The organism is Streptomyces sp. NPDC004327, assembly GCF_042873935.1.
Lineage (GTDB): Bacteria > Actinomycetota > Actinomycetes > Streptomycetales > Streptomycetaceae > Streptomyces.
Genome location: NZ_JBIAME010000006.1, coordinates 337,965 through 358,958 on the forward strand (window position 1 = coordinate 337,965; position 20,994 = coordinate 358,958).

At 72.6% G+C, this 20,994-nt stretch carries 18 protein-coding genes; 10 read left to right on the top strand and 8 right to left on the bottom strand.

Translation table 11 applies throughout. The annotated features are described in order from the left end of the window. The first annotated feature begins 54 nt into the window (after positions 1-54). The 3 genes from ACFYU9_RS22285 (at position 55) to ACFYU9_RS22295 (ending at position 4,016) form a co-directional block, all read left to right on the top strand. Positions 55-1,884 carry an acyl-CoA dehydrogenase gene (locus ACFYU9_RS22285; RefSeq protein ID WP_389211488.1) on the top strand — a complete coding sequence of 610 codons (1,830 nt, stop codon included), beginning with the start codon at positions 55-57 and terminating at the stop codon, positions 1,882-1,884. A gap of 219 nt (positions 1,885-2,103) precedes the next feature. Then, the gene (locus tag ACFYU9_RS22290; protein ID WP_389210930.1) at positions 2,104-3,399 is read left to right on the top strand and encodes a M18 family aminopeptidase; all 1,296 of its coding nucleotides are present in this window, start codon (positions 2,104-2,106) and stop codon (positions 3,397-3,399) included. Positions 3,400-3,404: 5 nt separating this feature from the next. After that, positions 3,405-4,016 (top strand): DUF6434 domain-containing protein, encoded by a 612-nt coding sequence (locus ACFYU9_RS22295; protein WP_389345784.1) that lies wholly within the window; start codon positions 3,405-3,407, stop codon positions 4,014-4,016. Here ACFYU9_RS22295 and ACFYU9_RS22300 read toward each other — a convergent pair. Further along, on the bottom strand, positions 4,013-5,800 hold the full coding sequence (locus ACFYU9_RS22300; protein WP_389345785.1) for a thioredoxin-like domain-containing protein: 1,788 nt from the start codon (positions 5,798-5,800) through the stop codon (positions 4,013-4,015). The genes ACFYU9_RS22295 and ACFYU9_RS22300 overlap by 4 nt on opposite strands. A 154-nt stretch (positions 5,801-5,954) precedes the next feature. Here ACFYU9_RS22300 and ACFYU9_RS22305 point away from each other — a divergent pair, with 154 nt between their 5' ends. From ACFYU9_RS22305 to ACFYU9_RS22315, 3 genes are all read left to right on the top strand, one after another. Next, on the top strand, positions 5,955-7,454 hold the full coding sequence (locus ACFYU9_RS22305) for a hypothetical protein (RefSeq protein WP_389345786.1): 1,500 nt from the start codon (positions 5,955-5,957) through the stop codon (positions 7,452-7,454). Positions 7,455-7,519: 65 nt separating this feature from the next. Further along, positions 7,520-8,272, top strand: coding sequence for a hypothetical protein (locus ACFYU9_RS22310; RefSeq protein WP_389210922.1), 753 nt, complete (start codon positions 7,520-7,522; stop codon positions 8,270-8,272). Positions 8,273-8,291: 19 nt separating this feature from the next. After that, complete coding sequence (locus ACFYU9_RS22315; protein WP_389210920.1) at positions 8,292-8,783, top strand: LURP-one-related/scramblase family protein; 492 nt, start codon at positions 8,292-8,294, stop codon at positions 8,781-8,783. Positions 8,784-8,968: 185 nt separating this feature from the next. Here the strand turns inward: ACFYU9_RS22315 and ACFYU9_RS22320 are convergent, their stop codons facing one another. Next, positions 8,969-9,757 carry a carbon-nitrogen family hydrolase gene (locus ACFYU9_RS22320; protein WP_389210918.1) on the bottom strand — a complete coding sequence of 263 codons (789 nt, stop codon included), beginning with the start codon at positions 9,755-9,757 and terminating at the stop codon, positions 8,969-8,971. A gap of 200 nt (positions 9,758-9,957) precedes the next feature. On the opposite strand from ACFYU9_RS22320, the gene ACFYU9_RS22325 reads away from it, so the two are divergent. Further along, positions 9,958-10,785: a maleylpyruvate isomerase family mycothiol-dependent enzyme gene (locus tag ACFYU9_RS22325; protein ID WP_389210916.1), complete on the top strand. Its 828-nt coding sequence runs from the start codon at positions 9,958-9,960 to the stop codon at positions 10,783-10,785. 44 nt (positions 10,786-10,829) lie between these two features. Here ACFYU9_RS22325 and ACFYU9_RS22330 read toward each other — a convergent pair whose 3' ends face one another. From ACFYU9_RS22330 to pdhA, 5 genes are all read right to left on the bottom strand, one after another. Beyond that, positions 10,830-12,125: a nitrate/nitrite transporter gene (locus ACFYU9_RS22330; RefSeq protein WP_389210914.1), complete on the bottom strand. Its 1,296-nt coding sequence runs from the start codon at positions 12,123-12,125 to the stop codon at positions 10,830-10,832. Next, positions 12,122-12,763 carry a GntR family transcriptional regulator gene (locus tag ACFYU9_RS22335; RefSeq protein ID WP_389210912.1) on the bottom strand — a complete coding sequence of 214 codons (642 nt, stop codon included), beginning with the start codon at positions 12,761-12,763 and terminating at the stop codon, positions 12,122-12,124. Before ACFYU9_RS22335 ends, ACFYU9_RS22330 begins: the two co-directional genes overlap by 4 nt. 147 nt (positions 12,764-12,910) lie before the next feature. After that, positions 12,911-14,320 (bottom strand): dihydrolipoamide acetyltransferase family protein, encoded by a 1,410-nt coding sequence (locus ACFYU9_RS22340; protein WP_389345787.1) that lies wholly within the window; start codon positions 14,318-14,320, stop codon positions 12,911-12,913. Positions 14,321-14,330: 10 nt separating this feature from the next. Beyond that, positions 14,331-15,311, bottom strand: a complete 981-nt coding sequence (locus ACFYU9_RS22345) for an alpha-ketoacid dehydrogenase subunit beta (RefSeq protein ID WP_389210908.1) — start codon at positions 15,309-15,311, stop codon at positions 14,331-14,333. 2 nt (positions 15,312-15,313) lie between these two features. After that, positions 15,314-16,516 carry a pyruvate dehydrogenase (acetyl-transferring) E1 component subunit alpha gene (pdhA, locus tag ACFYU9_RS22350; RefSeq protein ID WP_389210907.1) on the bottom strand — a complete coding sequence of 401 codons (1,203 nt, stop codon included), beginning with the start codon at positions 16,514-16,516 and terminating at the stop codon, positions 15,314-15,316. Between the two features lie 337 nt (positions 16,517-16,853). Here pdhA and ACFYU9_RS22355 point away from each other — a divergent pair, with 337 nt between their 5' ends. The 3 genes from ACFYU9_RS22355 to ACFYU9_RS22365 all read left to right on the top strand — a co-directional run bounded on the left by ACFYU9_RS22355 (position 16,854) and on the right by ACFYU9_RS22365 (position 19,085). After that, a complete protein-coding gene (locus tag ACFYU9_RS22355; RefSeq protein WP_389210905.1) occupies positions 16,854-17,516 on the top strand; it encodes a response regulator in 663 nt (220 codons plus the stop codon). 81 nt (positions 17,517-17,597) lie between these two features. Further along, positions 17,598-18,011: a pyridoxamine 5'-phosphate oxidase family protein gene (locus ACFYU9_RS22360; RefSeq protein WP_389345788.1), complete on the top strand. Its 414-nt coding sequence runs from the start codon at positions 17,598-17,600 to the stop codon at positions 18,009-18,011. A gap of 15 nt (positions 18,012-18,026) precedes the next feature. Beyond that, on the top strand, positions 18,027-19,085 hold the full coding sequence (locus ACFYU9_RS22365) for a phosphotransferase (protein ID WP_389210901.1): 1,059 nt from the start codon (positions 18,027-18,029) through the stop codon (positions 19,083-19,085). 16 nt (positions 19,086-19,101) lie between these two features. On the opposite strand, the gene ACFYU9_RS22370 is transcribed toward ACFYU9_RS22365, so the two are convergent. Beyond that, positions 19,102-20,820, bottom strand: coding sequence for a protein kinase (locus ACFYU9_RS22370; RefSeq protein WP_389210899.1), 1,719 nt, complete (start codon positions 20,818-20,820; stop codon positions 19,102-19,104). Positions 20,821-20,994 lie beyond the last annotated feature (174 nt).

Genomic DNA, 20,994 nt, shown 5'->3' on the forward strand with positions numbered 1-20,994 from the left:
GTGAGCAGTACGTACGAGGACATTCCCTCCCCGAGCCTTTACGGAGCCGTCGCCATGGGGCACTACAAGTCGAATCTCCGCGACATCGAGTTCAACCTCTTCGAGGTCCTCGGCCGCGACAAGGTGTACGGCACCGGTCCGTTCGAGGAGATGGACGTCGAGACCGCCAAGAGCATCCTCGACGAGATCCGCCGCCTCGCCGAGAACGAGCTCGCGGAGTCCTTCGCCGACGCCGACCGCAACCCGCCGGTCTTCGACCCGGAGACCAACACCGCCCCGGTCCCGGCGACCTTCAAGAGCTCGTACAACGCCTTCATGGAGTCCGAGTACTGGCGTCTGGGCATCCCCGAGGAGATCGGCGGCACCGTCTCCCCGCGCTCCCTGATCTGGGCCTACGCGGAGCTGCTGCTCGGCTCCAACCCGGCCATCTGGATGTACTCCTCCGGCCCCGCCTTCGCCGGCATCCTCTTCAACGAGGGCAACGAGGCGCAGAAGAAGGTCGCGAAGATCGCCGTCGACCGCCGCTGGGGCTCCACCATGGTGCTCACCGAGCCCGACGCGGGCTCCGACGTCGGCGCCGGCCGCACCAAGGCCGTCCAGCAGGAGGACGGCACCTGGCACATCGAGGGCGTCAAGCGCTTCATCACCTCCGGTGAGCACGACATGGAGGAGAACATCCTCCACTACGTCCTCGCCCGCCCCGAGGGTGCCGGCCCCGGCACCAAGGGCCTCTCCCTCTTCCTCGTCCCGAAGTACGAGTTCGACTGGGAGACCGGCGAGCTCGGCGCCCGCAACGGCGTCTACGCCACCAACGTCGAGCACAAGATGGGCCTCAAGGCCTCCAACACGTGCGAGATGACCTTCGGCGACAAGCACCCCGCCAAGGGCTGGCTCATCGGCGACAAGCACGACGGCATCCGCCAGATGTTCCTCATCATCGAGTTCGCCCGCATGATGGTCGGCACGAAGGCGATCTCCACCCTCTCCACGGGCTACCTCAACGCCCTGGAGTACGCCAAGGAGCGCGTCCAGGGCACCGACCTGGCCAACTTCATGGACAAGAACGCGCCCAAGGTCACCATCACCCACCACCCCGACGTCCGCCGCTCGCTCATGACGCAGAAGGCGTACGCCGAGGGCATGCGCACCCTCGTCCTCTACACGGCCTCCGTGCAGGACGAGATCGCCATCAAGGAAGCGGCCGGCGAGGACGCCAAGGCGCTCCACGGCCTCAACGACCTCCTGCTCCCGATCGTCAAGGGCTACGGCTCCGAGAAGGGCTACGAGCAGCTCGCCCAGTCGCTGCAGACCTTCGGCGGCTCCGGCTTCCTGCAGGAGTACCCGATCGAGCAGTACATCCGCGACGCCAAGATCGACACCCTGTACGAGGGCACCACCGCGATCCAGGGCCAGGACTTCTTCTTCCGGAAGATCGTCCGCGACCAGGGCGCGTCCCTGAACGCCCTCGCCGAGGAGATCAAGAAGTTCCTCGCCGTCGGCACCGGTGGCGAGGAGCTCGCCGGCGCCCGCGACTCGCTCGCGAAGGCCGCCGTCGACCTCGAGGCCATCGTCGGCACGATGATCACCGACCTCACCGCCACCGGCGAGGACGTCAAGAACATCTACAAGGTCGGCCTCAACTCCACCCGCCTGCTGCTCGCCGCCGGTGACGTCGTCGTCGGCTACCTGCTGCTGCGCGCCGCCGCCGTCGCCGCCGACAAGCTCGCCGCCGGCGCCAACGCCAAGGACGTCGCGTTCTACCAGGGCAAGATCGCCGCCGCGAAGTTCTTCGCCGCGAACATCCTGCCGAACGTCTCCACCGAGCGCGCCATCGCCGAGGGCGTCGACAACGCGATCATGGACCTGGACGAGGCCGCGTTCTAACGCACAGGAACACGCCTGAGTCCACACAGCGGAACGGCTCGCTCCCGGGGAGGGGAGCGGGCCGTTCCGTCCTTTCCGGGGCTCTGTCCGCCTCGCCTCCGGGGCGTTTCGCGCGGCGCGGCCCCTCCGCTCACTCGCCCCCGCGTCCGCCGGGGGCGGCCCCCGGGCCCGTTGGTCTGGGCCGAGTCCGCATTCCGGGACCCCCGTAAGGTGAACGCCATGAGTAGCGCACCCGCCCGCTTCGACCGCGGCCACACCGATGACCTCATGTCCTTCCTCGCGGCCTCGCCGTCGCCGTACCACGTGGTGGCCAACACGGCCGGGCGGCTGGAGGAGGCGGGCTTCCGCAAGGTCGAGGAGACCCACGCCTGGGACGGGACCACCGGCGGGAAGTACGTGGTCCGCGGCGGCGCGATCATCGCCTGGTACGTGCCCGAGGGCGCCGGCCCGCACACGCCGTTCCGGATCGTCGGCGCGCACACCGACTCGCCCAACCTGCGCGTCAAGCCGCAGCCCGACTTCGGGCGCGAGGGCTGGCGGCAGGTGGCCGTCGAGATCTACGGCGGACCGCTGCTCAACAGCTGGCTGGACCGGGACCTCGGCCTCGCCGGCCGGCTGACCCTCCGTGACAGCTCCCACCGGCTCGTGAACGTGGACCGGCCGCTGCTGCGCGTCCCGCAGCTCGCCATCCACCTCGACCGCCAGGTCAACGAGGGCATGAAGCTGGAGCGCCAGCGCCACATGCAGCCCATCTGGGGCCTGGGCGACGTCCACGAGGGCGACCTGGTCGACTTCGTGGCCAAGGAGGCGGGCGTCGACGCGGAGGACGTCGCCGGCTGGGACCTGATGGTGCACGCGCTGGAGGCCCCCGCCTACCTGGGCCGGGACCGCGAGCTGCTCGCCGGGCCGCGCATGGACAACCTCATCTCCGTGCACGCCTGCGCCGCCGCGCTCGCCGCCGTCGCCGCGCACGGCGACGACCTGCCGTACATCCCGGTCTTCGCCGCGTTCGACCACGAGGAGAACGGCTCCGAGGCCGACACCGGCGCCCAGGGCCCGCTGCTCGGCAACGTCCTGGAGCGCTCGGTGTACGCGCGCGGCGGCAGCTTCGAGGACAAGGCGCGCGCCTTCGCCGGCTCCGTCTGCCTCTCCTCCGACGTCGGCCACGCCGTGCACCCCAACTACGGTGAGCGCCACGACCCGACGCACCACCCGCGCCCCAACGGCGGCCCCATCCTCAAGGTCAACGTCAACCAGCGCTACGCCACCGACGGCAGCGGGCGCGCGGTGTTCGCGGCCGCGTGCGAGAAGGCGGGCGTGCCGTGGCAGTCGTTCGTCTCCAACAACGACATGCCGTGCGGCACGACGATCGGCCCCATCACCGCCGCCCGCCACGGCATCTCGACCGTCGACATCGGCGTCGCCTGTCTGTCGATGCACAGCGCGCGCGAGCTGTGCGGCGCGGAGGACCCGTACCACCTGGCGAACGCGCTGGTCGCGTTCCTGGAGGGCTGACACCCGTGTCCGTACCGGCTTCCGACGGGGAACGGCCCCCGCTCACGACGGAGCTGACGGGAGCGGAACTCCTGCGCTGGTACTGGACGCTCGCCGAACTCACCGCGCTGGCCCGCACCCTGGGCCTGTCCGCCGGCGGCGGCAAACAGGCCGTCACCCAGCGGCTCGCGGCCGCGCTCGACGGCCGCCCGCTGCCGCCCGCCCCGGCCCGGCGAAGGCCGGCCGGGGCCGCCGGCCGGCAGCTCGCCGCGCCGGTCGACGGGGACACCGTGATCCCCGAGGGCCAGCGCTGCAGCCAGGTGCTGCGCGCCTGGTTCACGGCCGAACTCGGCCCGGCCTTCCACTTCGACGCGCACATGCGCGCGTACGTCGCCGAGAACGCCGGCCGCACCCTCGCCGACGCCGCCCGCCACTGGCGCGGGACACGCGACGAGGCGGCCCGCCCGCAGGAGATCGGCGCCCAGTTCGAACTCAACCGCTTCCTGCGGGATTGGCACGCCGCCCACCCGGCGTCCGGCCGGGCCGAGGCACTCGCGGCCTGGCGCGAACACCGCGCCAGGCCGCGCTCCTCCGGCTCCCAGGAGGTGTCCGACCCCGGTCCGCCGGACGGGCCCTAGCCGTCCATGCCCGCGAGGATCAGCGGCAGCCGGGCCACGCCGCCTTCGGTGATCTTCACGGGAACGCCCCAGTCCTGCTGGTGGACGTGGCAGGCCGGGTACTCGTTCTCCGGGTCGTCGTCGCAGGACGCGGCCATCGCCGAGACGTGCAGCACGCCCTCGGTGAGGGCCGGGTTCAGCTCCAGGTCACGGAAGAGGTCCGTGCCCTTGCCCTCGCCGGCGAGCAGCAGCTCGGGCGGGGTGGAGGAGACCAGGAGCCGGGTCGAGGGGCCGTAGCGGTCGTCGAGCTTCTGGCCCTTCGGGGCCTGGAAGACCACGTCGAGACGGAGGCTGCCGGGGGCGACCTCGGTGGCCTCGCGCCGGGTGCGGTGGGCGACCGACTCGACCTGGACGGCCTCCTCGGGCAGCCGCAGCCGGGTGAGCCGGTGCCGGGCCGACTCGACGACCACGACGTCCTCGCCGACGACGACGGCGTCACTGGGCTCGCGCAGATCCGTGGCGAGCGTGGTGACCTCGCCCGTCGCCGGGTCGAAGCGGCGCAGGGCGTGGTTGTACGTGTCGGAGACGGCGACCGAGCCGTCGGGCAGCGCGGTCACGCCGAGCGGGTGCTGGAAGAGCGCCTGGTCGGCGGCGCCGTCGCGGTGCCCGAAGTCGAAGAGCCCGGTGCCGACGGCGGTGTGGACCCGGCCCTCCGTGTCGATGTACCGCAGGGCGCTGGTCTCGGAGTCGGCGATCCACAGCCGGTCGGCCGTCGCGGCGAGCCCGGACGGCTGCGCGAACCACGCCTCGGCGGCCGGCCCGTCGACCAGGCCCTCGTTGGTGGTGCCGGCGGCGACCTCGACGGTCCGCGTGCGCGGGTCGTACGTCCAGATCTGGTGCACACCGGCCATCGCGATCCACACCTTGTCCTGCCACCAGGCCACGTCCCACGGCGACGACAGGTCGACGTCGAGGGCGGGACCGGAGGTCGGCGAGCCCTGCCACCACTGGCGGCCGGTGCCGGCGATCCGCTCGACGGAGCCGCTCTCCGGGTCGAAGACCTTCAGCGCGTGGTTGACCGTGTCGGCCACCACGACCTTGCCGTCGGGCAGCAGCGCGAGCCCCTGCGGCTCCTTGAACCCACCACCGTCACCGATCCGCCGGACGACCGTCTCGCCATCCTCCGCCAGCTCGACGAGCTGGTGCCGGGTGGTGTCGGAGACGAGCAGGTTCCCGGACGGCAGCAGCACCGCCTTGCCGGGGAACCGCAGATCCGTCGCGACGGGCTCCGGCGCCACGTACGGCCCGTCACCGCGCCGCAGCGTCCCCTTCGCCTCGTGCTCCGCCTCCAGCTCCTCGACGAGCGCCCGCAGCGCGTTGGCATGCCCCTCGCCCGCGTGCTGGGCGACGACGTACCCCTCGGGATCGATCACGACGAGCGTCGGCCACGCCCGCACCGCGTACTGCTTCCAGGTCGCGAGCTCCGGATCGTCGAGCACCGGGTGCTGCACCTCGTACCGCTCGACGGCGTCGACGACGGCCTGGTGCTCGGCCTCGTGCACGAACTTCGGCGAGTGCACACCGACGATCACGAGCGTGTCGCGGTGCTTCTCCTCGAGTTCGCGCAGCTCGTCGAGGACGTGCAGGCAGTTGATGCAGCAGAAGGTCCAGAAGTCGAGCACGACGATCTTGCCCCGCAGGTCGGCGAGGGTCAGATCGTCTCCGCCGGTGTTGAGCCAGCCGCCCTTGCCGATGAGCTCGGGGGCGCGGACACGAGCGCGAGCGCGCGGAGAGACGTCGTTCATGGCTCAACTGTGCCGCACGGATGGCCGGACGGGTGAATGCGGGGTCCGGGTGGGGTGGGGGCGGCGTGTCTTGGCGGGGTGGGGCGGGGGCGGCGTGGTCAGCATGGCGTTGCGGAACGATCATCCGACTATTCGGCCGGGAGAGGGAGACGCCATGCGGGCTCGGCACGTGCCGCTGACGCTGATACTGCTGTCGCTCCTCGTCTCGGCCTGCCCGCAGACCGCCCTCGCGGGCGGCGCCGGCGAGAACGCGCTCGGGATGAGCGTCACCGTGAACACGCTGCGCGGGGCCGCGGCCGTCACCGTGCGGACCGGTGGCCTCGTGGTGAAGAAGTACCGGCTGGTCAACCGCGGTGAGGCCGATCTGTACGGGGTCGGGGTCAGCGATCCGGGCGTGCCCGGCGGGCGGGTGGGGTGTCCCCGGCGGACGCTCGGCGCGCTGCGGTCGATGGTGTGCACGGCCCGCTTCCGCGCCGTGCCCGGGCGCCACACCGCGACCGCCCGCGCCACCGGCTCGATCCCCTCGCTCGGGAGCCGGGTCACGGCCACCGCGCGTTCCGGGTACGAGGGCGTGGCCGGCGCGCTCGTGCTGACGGAGGCGGTCCGGGTCGGGCCGCCGCTCGGCGCCGGGCGGGCGGTGGCGCTGCGCTCGGCCGCCGTCACGTACACGGTCACCAACCCGGGCAACCGGACGGTGTACGCGGTCCGGCTCGCCGACCCGGTCCTCGGTGCCGTCGCGGGCTCCGTCGCGTGTGTGGCGGAACTCGCGCCGGGCGCCGTCGCCGGGTGCTCGGCGACGGTGCGGCGGCCCCCGGGCACGTACCGCAGCGCCGGGCTGGCCTCCGGCAGCGACCGCGTGACCACCGTGGACGAGCACGGAGACCGCGTCGCCGCCCCGCTGCTCACCGCCCGCGCCGCGGCCGCCTTCCGACTCCCCGCACCGCCGCCTCCCCCGGTCCGCAGCCGGCCCAGGCCGTCCCCCGCGCCCTCCACGACGACCGCGGGGCCGCCACCGGGGCAGCCCTCGGGTCCGGCCTCGGCGCGGCCCGGTTCCTCGGTGCCGGCCCGGCCCGGCGCGACGGCCGCGGCTCCGGGTGCGGCAGCGGGCGCGGGCGCGGTGCAGGGCGCGGTGGGCGCCGCTCCGGGCGCGCCCGGTGTGGCCGCTGGCCCCGCCGCTGGCCCCGCCGCCGGAGCCGCAGGGGCGGGTGCCGCAGGGGCCGGTGCTGGTGCCGGTGCCGCAGGCGCGGGGGCCGCAGGGGCCGGTGCCGCCGCGGCCCCGGGCGAGGCGGCCGCCGCCGCTGCCGCTGCCGCTGCCGCCGAGGCGCTGGCCCTGCCCGGGGGCGTACCGCCCGGAGCCGCGGCCCCGGGCACGGCGGCCGCCGGTGCTGCGCCGCCGGGCGCGGCCCCCGCCGGGCAGGCGCCCGCGAACAGCGCCGCCCAGCCGCCGCCCGGCACCGCGCCGGCGAACCAGCAGCCCCAGCAGCCCCGGCGACCCACCGCCCGGACGCCCGTGGCCGCCGGACAGGAGGGCATCCTGCCGCGGCTGCACCGGCGGGCCCGGCAGCTCCCGCACCTCGGCATGACGCTGATGCTGCTGCTCCTGCTCATCCCCGCCGCCGTCGCCGCCGCCCTCCTCGGGTCGCGCCGCATCTGAGCCACCGCCGAGCCCCTGCCGAGCCCCTGCCGAGCCACCTCCGAGCGATCTTCCGGGAGACCCCGTTGGCCCTGTTCGAAACGCTCGCCGTCGTCATCGTCGTCGCCCTGGTCTCCGCGTTCGCCGTGTATCTGAAGACGAGGCTGTTCCCGGTCGGGGAGGACGAGGAGCCGCGCGAGGACGTCGCCGAGTACATCGCGATGATGGTGTCGGTCCTCTACGCGATCGTGCTCGGCCTGTGCCTCGTCTCCGTCTGGGACACCCGGTCCGTCGCGTCCGACACCGTCGCCGCCGAGGCCAGCGCCCTGCACCAGACGTATCTGCTCGCCGACGCCCTCCCGGCCGCCCAGCAGCAGCCCCTGCGGGACGCGGCCCGCGCCTACGCCACCCATGTCGTCGACGTCGAGTGGCCGCGGATGGCCGCGCGCGAGCCCCTCGGCCAGGAGGGCTGGGGCCTGCTCCGGCACCTGCGCACCGCCGGCCAGATCCAGGGCAACGGCACCACCGCCCAGCAGATCGCCGGGCAGGAGATCCTCGCGCAGATCGGTTCGGTGGACGACGCCCGCCGCAGCCGGGAGTCGGCCGCGCAGGAGAGCCTGTCGCCGGTGCTGTGGGCCGGGCTGATCATCGGCGGTCTGCTGACGCTGGCCTTCATGTTCCTGTTCGGGATCAGCCGCAGCACCACCCATGTGGTGATGGTGATGGGCCTCGCCGGCTTCATCGCGTTCACCGTGCTGCTGATCCATCAGCTCGACGCGCCCTTCGGCGACATGCTCGGCGCGAGCCCGGACCCGTTCACCCGGTACTTCGGCACCTGACGGGGAAGGCATTTCCGACATGAAATACCTGGTACGGGACAAGCTCCTCGCCATCGGCGACGACTACTGGATCGAGGACGAGCGCGGCCGCCACGCCTTCCTCGTCGACGGCAAGGCGCTGCGGCTGCGCGACACGCTCGAACTGAAGGATCCGGACGGGCAGGTCCTGATCACGCTGCGGCAGAAGATGTTCAGCCTGCGCGACGCGATGACGATCGAGCGCGACGACCGCCCGCTCGCCACCATCCGCCGCAAGCGCCTCTCGCTCCTGCGCAACCACTTCCGGGTCACGCTCGTCGACGGCACCGGACTGGACGTCAGCGGCCGCATCCTGGACCGGGAGTTCGCCGTCGAGTACGAGGGCGAACTCCTGGCCCACATCTCCCGCCAGTGGTTCCACGTCCGCGACACCTACGCCGTGAACGTGGTCCGCGAGGACGCCGATCCGTCGCTGCTCATCGCGGTCGCGGTGTGCGTGATCCGGATGGCGGAGCGAGAGCGGGAGGAGTAGGGCCGGTCCGGAGGGTCAGGCCCCACGGGCTCGGGCCGCGGAGCGCCCGTCCCGGCGCCCGGTCGACCGCCTGTCCCGGCGCCCGGTCGAGCGCGTGCCGCCGCCCGGCGGCGCGCCGCCCCCGCCCCCGCGCCCGCGTCCGCGCCTGCGTCCGCGCCTGCGGCCCGCTGCCGCGTGAGGGAACGTCAGAGCACCCGGTCCTTCAGGGCCGGGAACTGCTCGCGCGTCGTCGTCACCTTCGCCGGGTCGAGCACGACCCGCAGGATCTCCTCGTCCGGGCCGGCCTCCGCCAGGACCTCGCCCCACGGGTCGACGACGATCGAGTGCCCGGCCTGTTCGACCCCGGCGTGCGTCCCCGCGGTGCCGCAGGCCAGCACGTACGCCTGGTTCTCGACGGCGCGGGCCTTCGCGAGCAGCGTCCAGTGGGCGAGGCGCCGGGCCGGCCAGCCGGCCGGGACGACGAACGCCTGCGCGCCGGCGTCGACCAGGCCGCGGAAGAGCTCCGGGAAGCGCAGGTCGTAGCAGGTGGCGACGCCGACGGTGAGCTGCGGCAGGTCGACGGTGACGAGGTCCTCGCCGGCCGCCATCATGACGGCCTCGCCCTTGTCGAAGCCGAAGCGGTGGATCTTCCGGTAGGAGGCGGCGAGTTCGCCGTCGGGGGAGAAGACGAGCGAGGTGTTGTAGAGGACCGCGCCGGAGGCGCCGCCGGAGGCCGCCTCCACGACGGAGCCGGCGTGCAGCCACACCTCGGCGTCGCGCGCGGCGGCCGCCATCGCCTCGTACGTGGGGCCCTTCAGCGGCTCGGACCCGGCCGCGAACTCCTCGTACGCGAAGGCCCCCGTGGGCCACAGCTCGGGCAGGACGACGAGCTCGGCGCGGCCGTGCTCCTCGCGGACCAGGCGCGCCACGCGCGCCCGCCTGCTCTCGACCGGTTCGTCCGGGTCTACCGCGATCTGGATCAGCGAGGCGCGCACACTACCACCGTCCTGGCTCGGGAGCCGTCAACACCGGCCTACGATCGTCACACGAAAGCACTGCCGGGGTGCCTTCGGGCAGCGTAACTTAGCGTCCGAGCCGCCCACGCAGTCATGTTTTCAGCCCGCCCGCCAGAAGCACTTCCAGCCCGCCCGCCGCTTGAAGACCGCGCCGCACCGCAGAACCGCCGAGGGGTCCCGTGACGCTCCATCCCAGCCTCCAGAACTACGCCGACGCCTGGACCCACTCCGTGGAAGCGATATTCGAGCTGGTGCAGCCGCTCGTCGAGGGCGAGTGGAACCGCGCCACGCCGTGCCCGGGCTGGTCCGTCCGCGACATCGTCTCCCATGTCATCGGCATGGAGACCGAGATGCTCGGCGACCCGCGCCCGATCCACTCGCTGCCCCGCGATCTCTACCACGTGCGCTCGGACTTCGCCCGATACATGGAGATGCAGGTCGACGTGCGGCGGCACCACACCGCGCCGGAGATGACGGCCGAGTTCGACTACGTGCTGATCCGCCGGGCCCGCCAGCTGCGCAACGAGAGCCGTGGCCCCGAGGCGATGATGCGCGCGCCGCTCGGCGCCGAGCAGACCCTGGAACTGGCCTACCGGATGCGGGCCTTCGACTGCTGGGTGCACGAGCAGGACCTGCGCGCCACGCTCGGCGTCCCCGGCAACCTGGACTCCCCCGGCGCGTACGTCACCCGTGACGTGCTCCTGGAGGCGCTGCCGAAGGTCGTCGCCGACGACGCGGGCGCGCCGGCCGGTTCGGCGGTGGTCTTCGACATCACCGGTCCGGTGGAGTTCCTGCGGACGGTCCGGGTGAACGCGGAGGGCCGCGGCTCGATCGACGGCGCGCCCTCGCTCGGCCCGGCGGTCACGCTGGCGACGGACTGGGAGACGTACGTCCGCCTGGCCTGCGGCCGGGTCCGGCCGGCCGACGTGGCCGACCGGATCAAGACCGAGGGCGACGAGGCGCTCGCCGCGGCGATCCTGGCGAACTTCGCGGTGACGCCCAACTAGGCGTCACCAGGCATCACCAGGCACCACAGGCACCGCCATGCGTCTCAGGCCGGTACGTGGACGGCCTCCACGCGGCTCGCGACGAGGCGCTCGCGTTCGCGGCGGGCGCTCGCGGACTTGAGGCGGAGGATCTGCGTGAGGCCGAGGGCCTGGAGCACGAAGACGGAGGAGAACGCGATCCGGTAGTCGTCGCCGGTCGCGTCGAGCAGCACACCGACGGCGAGCAGGGTCGTCATGGAGGCGACGAAGCCGCCCATGTTGACGATGCCGGATGCGGTGCCCTGCCGCTCGGGCGGGTTGGCGGGCCGGGCGAAGTCGAAGCCGATCATCGACGCGGGTCCGCAGGCGCCGAGGACCGCGCAGAGGGTGACCAGCAGCCACATCGGGGCGTGGTCGGCGGGGTAGACGAGGGTGGCGCCCCACAGCAGGGCGGTGGCGGCGACGGTGCCGAGCGCGAGCGGGGCGCGGGCGGCGTGGTGCCGGGCGATGATCTGCCCGTAGGCGAGGCCGACGGCCATGTTGGAGAGCACGACGAGGGTGAGCAGTTCTCCGGCCGTGCCCCGGTCGAGGCCCTGGTCCTGGACGAGGAACGGCAGGCCCCAGAGCAGCAGGAACACCATCGCGGGGAACTGGGTGGTGAAGTGCACCCACATGCCGAGCCGGGTGCCGGGCTCGCGCCACGACTCGGCGATCTGGCGGCGGACGAACGCGGCTCCGGCGTGTGTGGCGGGGGCGGGCTCGTACCCCTCCGGATGGTCCTTCAGGAACAGCAGCAGGAGGACGAGGACGAGGGCGCCGGCCGCCGCGCTGCCGACGAAGGTGGTGGTCCAGCCGAGGTTGTGCAGCGCGCGCGACAGGAAGATCGTCGAGACGAGGTTGCCGGCCATCCCGAACAGCGCGGCGACCTGGGCGATCAGCGGCCCGCGGCGGGCCGGGAACCAGCGGGAGCCGAGCCGCAGCACGCTGATGAAGGTCATCGCGTCACCGCAGCCGAGGAGGGCGCGGGAGGCCAGCGCCATGGCGTACGAGGGGGAGAGCGCGAAGCCGAGCTGGCCGAGGGTGAAGAGCACGACGCCGATGGCCAGCACCTTCTTGGTGCCGAGCCGGTCGACCATGAGGCCGACGGGTATCTGCATGCCCGCGTAGACCAGCAGCTGGAGTATGGAGAAGGTGGACAGGGCCGAGGCGTTGACGTGGAAGCGGTCGGCGGCGTCGAGGCCGGCCACGCCCAGGGACGTGCGGAAGATGACGGCGACGAAGTAGACGGCGACGCCGACGCCCCAGACGAGCGCGGCGCGCCTGCCGCCGGGCGGGTCGCCGGGCAGTCCTGCCGAGCTCATCGGGCCTCTCCCCGGACCAGGACCTTCACCCAGCTGAGGTGCCGGCGCACGCAGCGCGCGGCGCCCTCGGCGTCGCCCTCGCGGATCCGCTGGAGGATCTCGGCGTGTTCGGTGATGTTCTTGGCGATCCGGTCGGGCTGCGACTGCATGACGGCGACGCCCATCCGCAGTTGCCGGTCGCGCAGCTGGTCGTAGAGCCGGGCCAGGATCTGGTTGCCGGCGTGCTTGACGATCTCGGCGTGGAAGCAGCGGTCGGTCGCCGCCACCTCGGCCAGGTCCCCGGCCGCCGCCCTGCGCTTCTGCTCCTCCAGCAGCTCCTCCAGGCGGGTGATGAGCGCGGACGGCGCCGGCACCGCCCGCCGCACCGCGAACTCCTCGACGAGCAGCCGTGTCTCGACGACGTCCGCGATCTCCTGCGCGGACACGGCGAGCACCAGCGCGCCCTTCTTCGGATAGAGCTTGAGCAGCCCTTCCATCTCCAGCTTGAGCAGCGCCTCGCGCACGGGCGTCCGCGACACCCCGACGGCCTGCGCCAGCTCGCCCTCGGTGAGCAGGGTGCCGCCCTCGTAACGGCGGTCGAGGACGGCTTGCTTGACGTGCATGTAGACGCGGTCTGCGGCTGGGGGTGCGGATGCCATGGACACAGCTTAGATACATGAGGCGTGCAACAGACAGGCCCGTCCGCATCGCGGACGGGCCTGCCCGGCATGTTTCACGTGAAACGGTCACTTGGGGCGTGTCGCCCAGGTGGCCTCACCCACGGGTGGTTTCGCACCCGGGCGGCTTCACGCCCAGGTGATCAGCCGCTTCGGCTCCTCCAGGATCGCGGCGACGTCGGCGAGGAACTTGGAGCCGAGTTCGCCGTCGACCAGGCGGTGGTCGAAGGACAGTGCCAGGGTGGTGACCTGGCGGGGCTTCACCTTGCCCTTGTGGACCCAGGGCTGGAGCTTGATCGCGCCGACCGCGAGGATCGCGGACTCGCCCGGGTTGAGGATGGGCGTACCGGTGTCGACGCCGAAGACGCCGACGTTGGTGATGGTGAAGGTGCCGCCCTGCATGGCCGCCGGGGTGGTCTTGCCCTCGCGGGCGGTGGCGACCAGCTCGCTCAGGGACTTCGACAGCTCCGGCAGGGTCTGGGCGTGCGCGTCCTTGATGTTCGGCACGATCAGACCGCGCGGGGTGGCCGCGGCGATGCCCAGGTTGACGTAGTGCTTGAGCACGATCTCCTGGCTCGCCTCGTCCCAGGCCGCGTTGATGTCCGGGTTGCGCTTCACGGCGACCAGGACGGCCTTGGCGATGAGCAGGAGCGGATTGACCCGCAGGCCCGCCATGTCCTTGTCGGACTTGAGCTCCTCGACCAGCTTCATCGTGCGCGTGATGTCGAAGGTGATGAACTCGGTGACGTGCGGGGCGGTGAAGGCCGAGCCGACCATCGCCGCCGCCGTGGCCTTGCGTACGCCCTTGATCGGGACACGGGTCTCGCGGGCGTCCAGGGACGCGGCGACCGGAGCCGCCACCGGGGCCGGCGCGGCCGCCGGGGCCACGACCGGGGCCTCGGTCACCGGAGCCGCCGGGGCCGGGGCCGCGGCGCGGTGCACGTCCTCGCGGGTGATGACGCCGTCCGGGCCGGTCGGGGTGACCGACGCCAGGTCGACGCCGAGGTCCTTGGCGAGCTTGCGCACCGGCGGCTTGGCCAGCGGGCGGTCGCCGGCGGCGGGGCCGTGGCCGTTCAGCTGCTCGGGGACGGTGACGGCGACGGGTGCCGCGGCCACGGGAGCCGGCGTCGTCGTCTTGCGCGCGCGGCGCTTGGTGGACGAGGCGGACACGCCGTAGCCGACCAGGACCGGCTGACGGCCCTCGGCCGCCGGCTCCTCGGCGGCCGGCTCGGCGACCGGCTCCTGCGCGGGCGCCGCGGCCACGGCCGGCGCTGCCGGCGCCTCGGGCTCGGCGCCGCCGCCCACGTTCACCGTGATGATGACCTCGCCGACGGCGACCGTGGTGCCCTCGGGGAAGCGCAGCTCGTCCACGGTGCCGTCGAACGGGATCGGGAGCTCGACGGCGGCCTTCGCGGTCTCGACCTCGATCACGACCTGGCCGTCGGTGACCGCGTCACCCGGCTGGACGTACCACTTGAGGATCTCGGCCTCGGTGAGGCCCTCGCCCACGTCGGGCATCTTGAATTCGCGGATCGTCATCGTGCTCTCCTCAGAACGCCAGCGAGCGGTCGACGGCGTCGAGCACGCGGTCCAGACCCGGCAGGTACTCCTCCTCCAGGCGCGCCGGCGGATACGGCGCGTGGTAGCCGCCGACCCGCAGGACGGGGGCCTCCAGGTGGTAGAAGCAGCGCTCGGTGATGCGGGCGGCGATCTCCGCGCCGGAGCCGAAGAAGACCGGGGCCTCGTGGACCACGACCAGCCGGCCGGTCTTCTCGACCGACGCCTGGATCGTGTCGAAGTCGAGCGGGGAGATCGAGCGCAGGTCCAGGACCTCGACCGACTTGCCCTCCTCGGCGGCGGCCGCGGCGGCCTCCAGGCAGGTCTTCACCATCGGGCCGTACGCGGCGAGCGTCAGGTCCGTGCCCTCGCGGGCGACCCGGGCCTTGTGCAGCTCGCCCGGGATGGCGTCGACGTCGACGTCGCCCTTGTCCCAGTAGCGGCGCTTGGGCTCGAAGAAGATGACCGGGTCGTCGCTCTGGATCGCCTGCTGGAGCATCCAGTAGGCGTCGGAGGAGTTCGCCGGGGTGACGACCTTGAGGCCCGCGACGTGCGCGAAGAGCGACTCGGGGGACTCGGAGTGGTGCTCGACGGCGCCGATGCCACCGCCGTACGGGATGCGGATGACGACCGGCATCTTCACCGTGCCGAGCGACCGGGCCCGCATCTTCGCCAGCTGGGTGACGATCTGGTCGTACGCCGGGAAGACGAAGCCGTCGAACTGGATCTCCACGACCGGCCGGTAGCCGCGCAGCGCGAGGCCGATCGCGGTGCCGACGATGCCGGACTCGGCGAGCGGGGTGTCGATGACCCGGTCCTCGCCGAAGTCCTTCTGCAGGCCGTCGGTGATCCGGAAGACACCGCCGAGCTTGCCGACGTCCAGGCCCATGACGAGGACCTTGGGGTCGGTCTCCAGGGCCTTGCGCAGGGACTCGTTGAGCGCCTTCGCGAGAGGAAGCTTCTGAACAGCCATGATTACTCGGCCTCTCCGCCCTCGAAGGACGCCTGGTACGCGGCGAACTGCGCGCGCTCCTCGTCGACGAGCGCGTGCCCGTCCGCGTACACGTTGTCGAACATCGCCATGTGGTCCGGGACGGGCATGGCGCGGACGACCTCGCGGACGTGCTTGCCGAGGGTCTCGCTCTCGGTCTCCAGCTCCTCGAAGAAGGCCGCGTCGGCGTGGCCCTCGTTCTCCAGGTACGCCTTGAGGCGCAGGATCGGGTCCTTGGCCTCCCACGCCTCGCGCTCCGCGTCGCGGCGGTAGCGGGTCGGGTCGTCGGAGGTGGTGTGGGCGGCCATCCGGTAGGTGTACGCCTCGATGAGGGTCGGGCCCTCGCCGCGGCGGGCGCGCTCCAGGGCGGCGCGGGTGACCGCCAGGCAGGCCAGGACGTCGTTGCCGTCGACCCGGACGCCGGGGAAGCCGAAGCCGCGGGCGCGCTGGTAGAGCGGGACGCGGGTCTGCTTCTCGATGGGCTCGGAGATGGCCCACTGGTTGTTCTGACAGAAGAACACGACCGGGGCGTTGTAGACCGCGGAGAAGACGAACGACTCGTTGACGTCGCCCTGGCTGGAGGCGCCGTCGCCGAAGTACGCGATCACGGCGGAGTCCGCGCCGTCCTTGGCGATGCCCATGGCGTAGCCGGTGGCGTGCAGGGTCTGCGAGCCGAGCACGATCGTGTACAGGTGGAAGTTGTTGCTGCTGGGGTCCCAGCCACCGTTGTTCACACCGCGGAACATGCCGAGGAGGTTGGTGGGGTCGACCCCGCGGCACCAGGCGACGCCGTGCTCGCGGTAGGTGGGGAAGACGTAGTCGTCGTCCCGCAGCGCGCGGCCGGAGCCGATCTGGGCGGCCTCCTGGCCGAGCAGCGAGGCCCACAGGCCCAGCTCGCCCTGCCGCTGCAGCGCGGTGGCCTCGGCGTCGAAGCGACGGCTGAGGACCATGTCGCGGTAGAGACCGCGCAGTTCCTCGGCGGTCAGGTCGACGTCGTAGTCGGGGTGGTGGACGCGCTCGCCCTCGGGCGTCAGCAGCTGGATGAGCTCCGGCTCCTGGGGCTGCTGCGGCGCCTGGGTGGCCTTGGCGGCCGGCTTCGCTGTCGTCTTCTTGGTGGCGCTGCTTGCGGTGCGCTTGGTGCCGCTGCTGCGCGTCGTCTTGCGCGCGGCAGTGCTCTCCACGGTCACGTGCGTGCTCCTCCGTCGGTCCGGCGCCCGGGGTTACCGGGAAGCCAGTGCGGCTCCGCCTTGTCCGTGCCTTCGCACGGGGTGGGTGCGACGCGGCCGGGTCGGGCGTGACAGGTGTCCCGGTGAGCGCCGTCATAGGCACGTTACCCACACCGCGACATTTCCGCGAAACCCCACTTGACCTGCGATTTTGCTTGGATTTCCAAGTAAATCGAGAAAAGGGGAACTCTCCGCTGGTCAGGGCGTGGACAACGGGCCCGACGCCGTCGTCGGAACACCCGGGAGGTTATCCCGGGCACCCCGGGCGCGGGAAGAGCCAATATGTGAGACTGACCCCGTGCGCGAAGAAGGAAAAATCACGGTATTTCTGCTGGACGACCATGAAGTCGTACGGCGCGGCGTCCATGAGTTGCTCTCCGTGGAGTCCGACATCGAGGTCGTCGGCGAGGCCGGAACAGCCGCCGACGCGCTGGTCCGGATCCCCGCGGTCCGCCCCGACGTCGCCGTGCTCGACGTGCGCCTGCCGGACGGCAGCGGCGTCGAGGTGTGCCGTGAGATCCGCTCCGCGGACGATTCGATCAAGTGCCTGATGCTGACCTCGTACGCGGACGACGAGGCCCTTTTCGACGCGATCATGGCCGGGGCCTCGGGATATGTCCTGAAGGCCATTCGCGGCAACGAGCTCCTGAATGCGGTCCGTGACGTCGCCGACGGCAAGTCGCTGCTCGACCCGGTGGCCACCGCCCGGGTCCTGGAACGGCTGCGCGACGGCAACGGCCGCAAGGGCGACGACCGGCTCGCCAATCTCACCGAGCAGGAGCGCAGGATCCTCGATCTGATCGGCGAGGGCCTGACCAACCGGGCCATCGGCGAGCGGCTCCACCTCGCGGAGAAGACCATCAAGAACTACGTCTCCAGCCTGCTGTCGAAGCTGGGCATGGAGCGGCGCTCGCAGGCCGCGGCGTACGTGGCGCGGATGCAGGCCGAGCGCAGCCACTGACGTTTTCGGGACCAACGTCCCCTCCGGACCGGGGCGAGGGCCCCTTTCCCGACCCGGTGGCGGTGGCCGAGAGTGGGAGGCATGCCCACCGACGAGCTCCGCGCCATCGAGCTGCTGACCCGCGTGCCGTACGGGCGGGTGGCCACGAGCATGCGCGCGATGCCGTTCGTGGCGCCCGCCCGGCACCTCGTGGACGGCGGCGACGTCCTGATCCGGCTGCACCGGGGCCTCGGCTACCACCGGGCCTGCAACGGCAGCGTCGTGGCCTACGGGGCGGACAACCTCAACTCCGGCGCGGCGGAGCTGTGGTCGGTGCAGTTCACCGGCACCGCGGGGATCGTCGAGCCGACCGAGGGGCAGCTGGCGGCCTTCGGGCCGGACCCGCGCAGCGTGGACGGCGAGCCCTTCGACCCGGTCTTCATGCGGATCGAGCCCCGGTTCGTCACGGTGCACTCGCTCGGCCGTTCGACCGAGGAAATCCACCACACAGCGTGATCTAACATCTGCGGAGTGTTGCGCTCATCTGCATCCCGCTCCGCTGCCTCGCGCCCCTCCGCGCCCCCGCACCCCCCGGTCGGCCCCCTGCTGCGCCGCTACACGGACGCGGGCGAACCGCTGTCCTGTGAACCGGTCGCCCAGGGCTTACTGAACCGGGGCTACCGGCTCGCCACCACCCGCGGCCGCTACTTCCTCAAACAGCACCTGGACGCCCGCACCGCCGACCGGGACACCATCGTCCGCCAGCACGGGGCCACCCAGCGCCTGCACGCCCTCGGCCTGCCCGTCGCCCCGCCGCTGCCCGACGCCACCGGCCGCACCGTCGCCGTCATCGGCGGCCACTGCTACGCCCTGCACCCCTGGATCGACGGCCGGCACCGCGACGGTGCCCAGCTGACCACCGCCGGCTCGCGCCGCCTCGGCACCCTCCTCGGGCACGTCCACACCTGCCTCGACCGGGTCATGGAGCCGCCGGCCCCCTCTCCCGCCGCCGACGCCGGCCACGAGAGCGCCCGCCCCGAGGACACCTTCCGGCTGATCGACGAGCTGCTGCGGCTGGTCCGCGCCCGCCGGCCCCGCGACGGCTTCGACGAGCTGGCCGAGCACCGGCTGCGCGAACGCCGGGTGCTGCTCGCCGCCCACGCCCACCGCCGCCCGCCGGCCGCCGCCGCGACCGGCTGGGTGCACGGCGACTTCCACCCCTTCAACCTGCTCTACCGGGGCGCCGAGCCGGCCGCGATCGTCGACTGGGACGGGCTCGGCGTGCGGCCGCGCGCCGAGGAGGCCGTCCGGGCCGCCGCGATCTTCTTCGTGCGGCCGGGCGGCGAGCTGGCCCTGGACAAGGTGCGGGCGTACGCGCGGGCCTACCGGCGGGCGGCGGGCGCGGACCGCGCCGAGCTGGCCGCCGCGGTCGACCGGGTCTGGTGGGAGCGGCTCAACGACTTCTGGACGCTGCGCTGGCGCTACCAGCTGCACGACCGCAGGGCCGACCCGCTGTTCCCGGCGGTGTCGGCCCTGGTGGTGTGGTGGACCCGCGAGTACGAGGCGGTGCGCGACGCCTTCGCGGGCTGAGCGGTCGTGCGGCAGGTCAGGGCGTGGCGCCGGTGCCGGCGGTGCTGCCGGCGGTCGATCCGGTCGTGGTGCCCGTGCTGCCGGCCGAGGTCCCGGTGGTCGTCCCCGTCGACGTGCCGCCGTCCGTGGTGCCGGTCGACGTGCCGCCGTCCGTGGTGCCCGTGGAGGTGCCGCCGTCCGTGGTCCCGGTCGACGTGCCGCCGTCCGAGGTGCCCGTCGACGTGCCGCCGTCCGAGGTGTCCGTCGGGTCCGTCGACGGCTCCTGCGTCGTCGGCGGCGGAGTCGTCGGCCGGTACGAGTGCCTGGTCGGCGGCGTCCACGGCTGGTCGTTGCCACCGCCCGACGACGAGTCGTCGGGGGTCGACGAGTCGTCCGACGGCTCGTCGGACGGCGGGGGCGACTCGTCCTTCGTGGACGGCGAGTCGGTGACCGCGGGCTGCTTGGTGTTGCCGCCGTCGTCCTTCTTGCCGGCCGCGTCGATGGCGTAGACGACGCCCGCGACCATCGCGACCAGCGCGAGCGCCAGGAACAGCACGACCTTGCCGCGCCCGCCCTTGCCGCCCTGCGCGCCGTACGCGCCGCCGTCCGGCCCGTAGCCGCCGGTGCCTCCGTAGCCGCCGGAGCCGCTGTCGTAGCCCCCGTAACCGCCGGCGGCGCCGTCGTCCGGGTTCATCGGCGGCAGGATCGGGCCCTGCGCGGTGTCGTGGTGCAGGGGATGCCCCATGCCCATCACGGCCGTCGCGCCGACCGGCGAGTGGCCGCCGGGCGGGGTGTGCCCGCCGTCGTACATCTCGACCGGGCCGGTGTTCCAGCGGCCGGTGTGCCCGCCCTGGTCCTGGAGCATCTGCAGCCCGTACTGGATCAGGCCGCGCATCTCCTCGGCGCTCTGGAAGCGGTCGTCCGGATCCTTCGCGAGCGAGCGCATGACCAGGCCGTCCAGCTCCGGCGGCGCGGCCTGGGCCACGTCGGAGGGCGGGATCGGCGTGTCCTGGACGTGCTGGTAGACCACCGACAGCGGGGTCTCGCCGGTGAACGGCGGCCGCAGCGCCAGCAGTTCGTAGAGCAGGCAGCCCGTCGCGTACAGGTCGGAGCGGTGGTCGACGGCCTTGCCGAGCGCCTGTTCGGGGGAGAGGTACTGCGGCGTGCCCATGACCATGCCGGTCTGGGTCATCGTCGTCGACGCGCCGTGCAGGGCGCGGGCGATGCCGAAGTCCATGACCTTGACGGCGCCGTTGTCCGTGATGATCACGTTCGCCGGCTTGATGTCCCGGTGCACGATGCCGTGCTGGTGGGAGTAGGCGAGCGCCTCCAGGACGCCGGAGACGATGATCAGGGCCTGCTCGGGACCGGGCGCCTCGGCGCTGATCAGCAGGTCGCGGATGGTGCGGCCCTCGACCAGCTCCATCACGATGTACGGCACGTGCTTGTCGCCGACGACGTCCTCGCCGGAGTCGTACACGGCGACGATCGCGTGGTGGTTGAGTCCGGCGACCGACTGCGCCTCACGCGTGAAGCGCGCCTTGGAGACCGGGTCCTCGGCCAGGTCGGGACGCAGCAGCTTCACGGCGACCGTGCGCCCGAGCCGTACGTCCTCCGCCGCGAACACCTCGGCCATGCCGCCGCGGCCCAGACGGTGCGTCAGACGGTAGCGGCCGTCTCCCACGACGCCGCCGAAACCCCAGGACTCGGCCGAGGCGTCCGGCACACCGCCGCCTGCTCCGGATTCGGGTGCCATCAGTCCTCGCCGTCGTCTCTCGTGCCGTGTCCAGTCGTCACGCTACAGGCTCCGTACGACATCACGGTCCGTGCTGGACCGGCCATCCCACTCCACACACGTACACCTGTGCAAATCCGATGGTGTTCTTCTCATGCTTCCGGTCACGCTTCCGGTCGCGCTTCCGGAACGGCC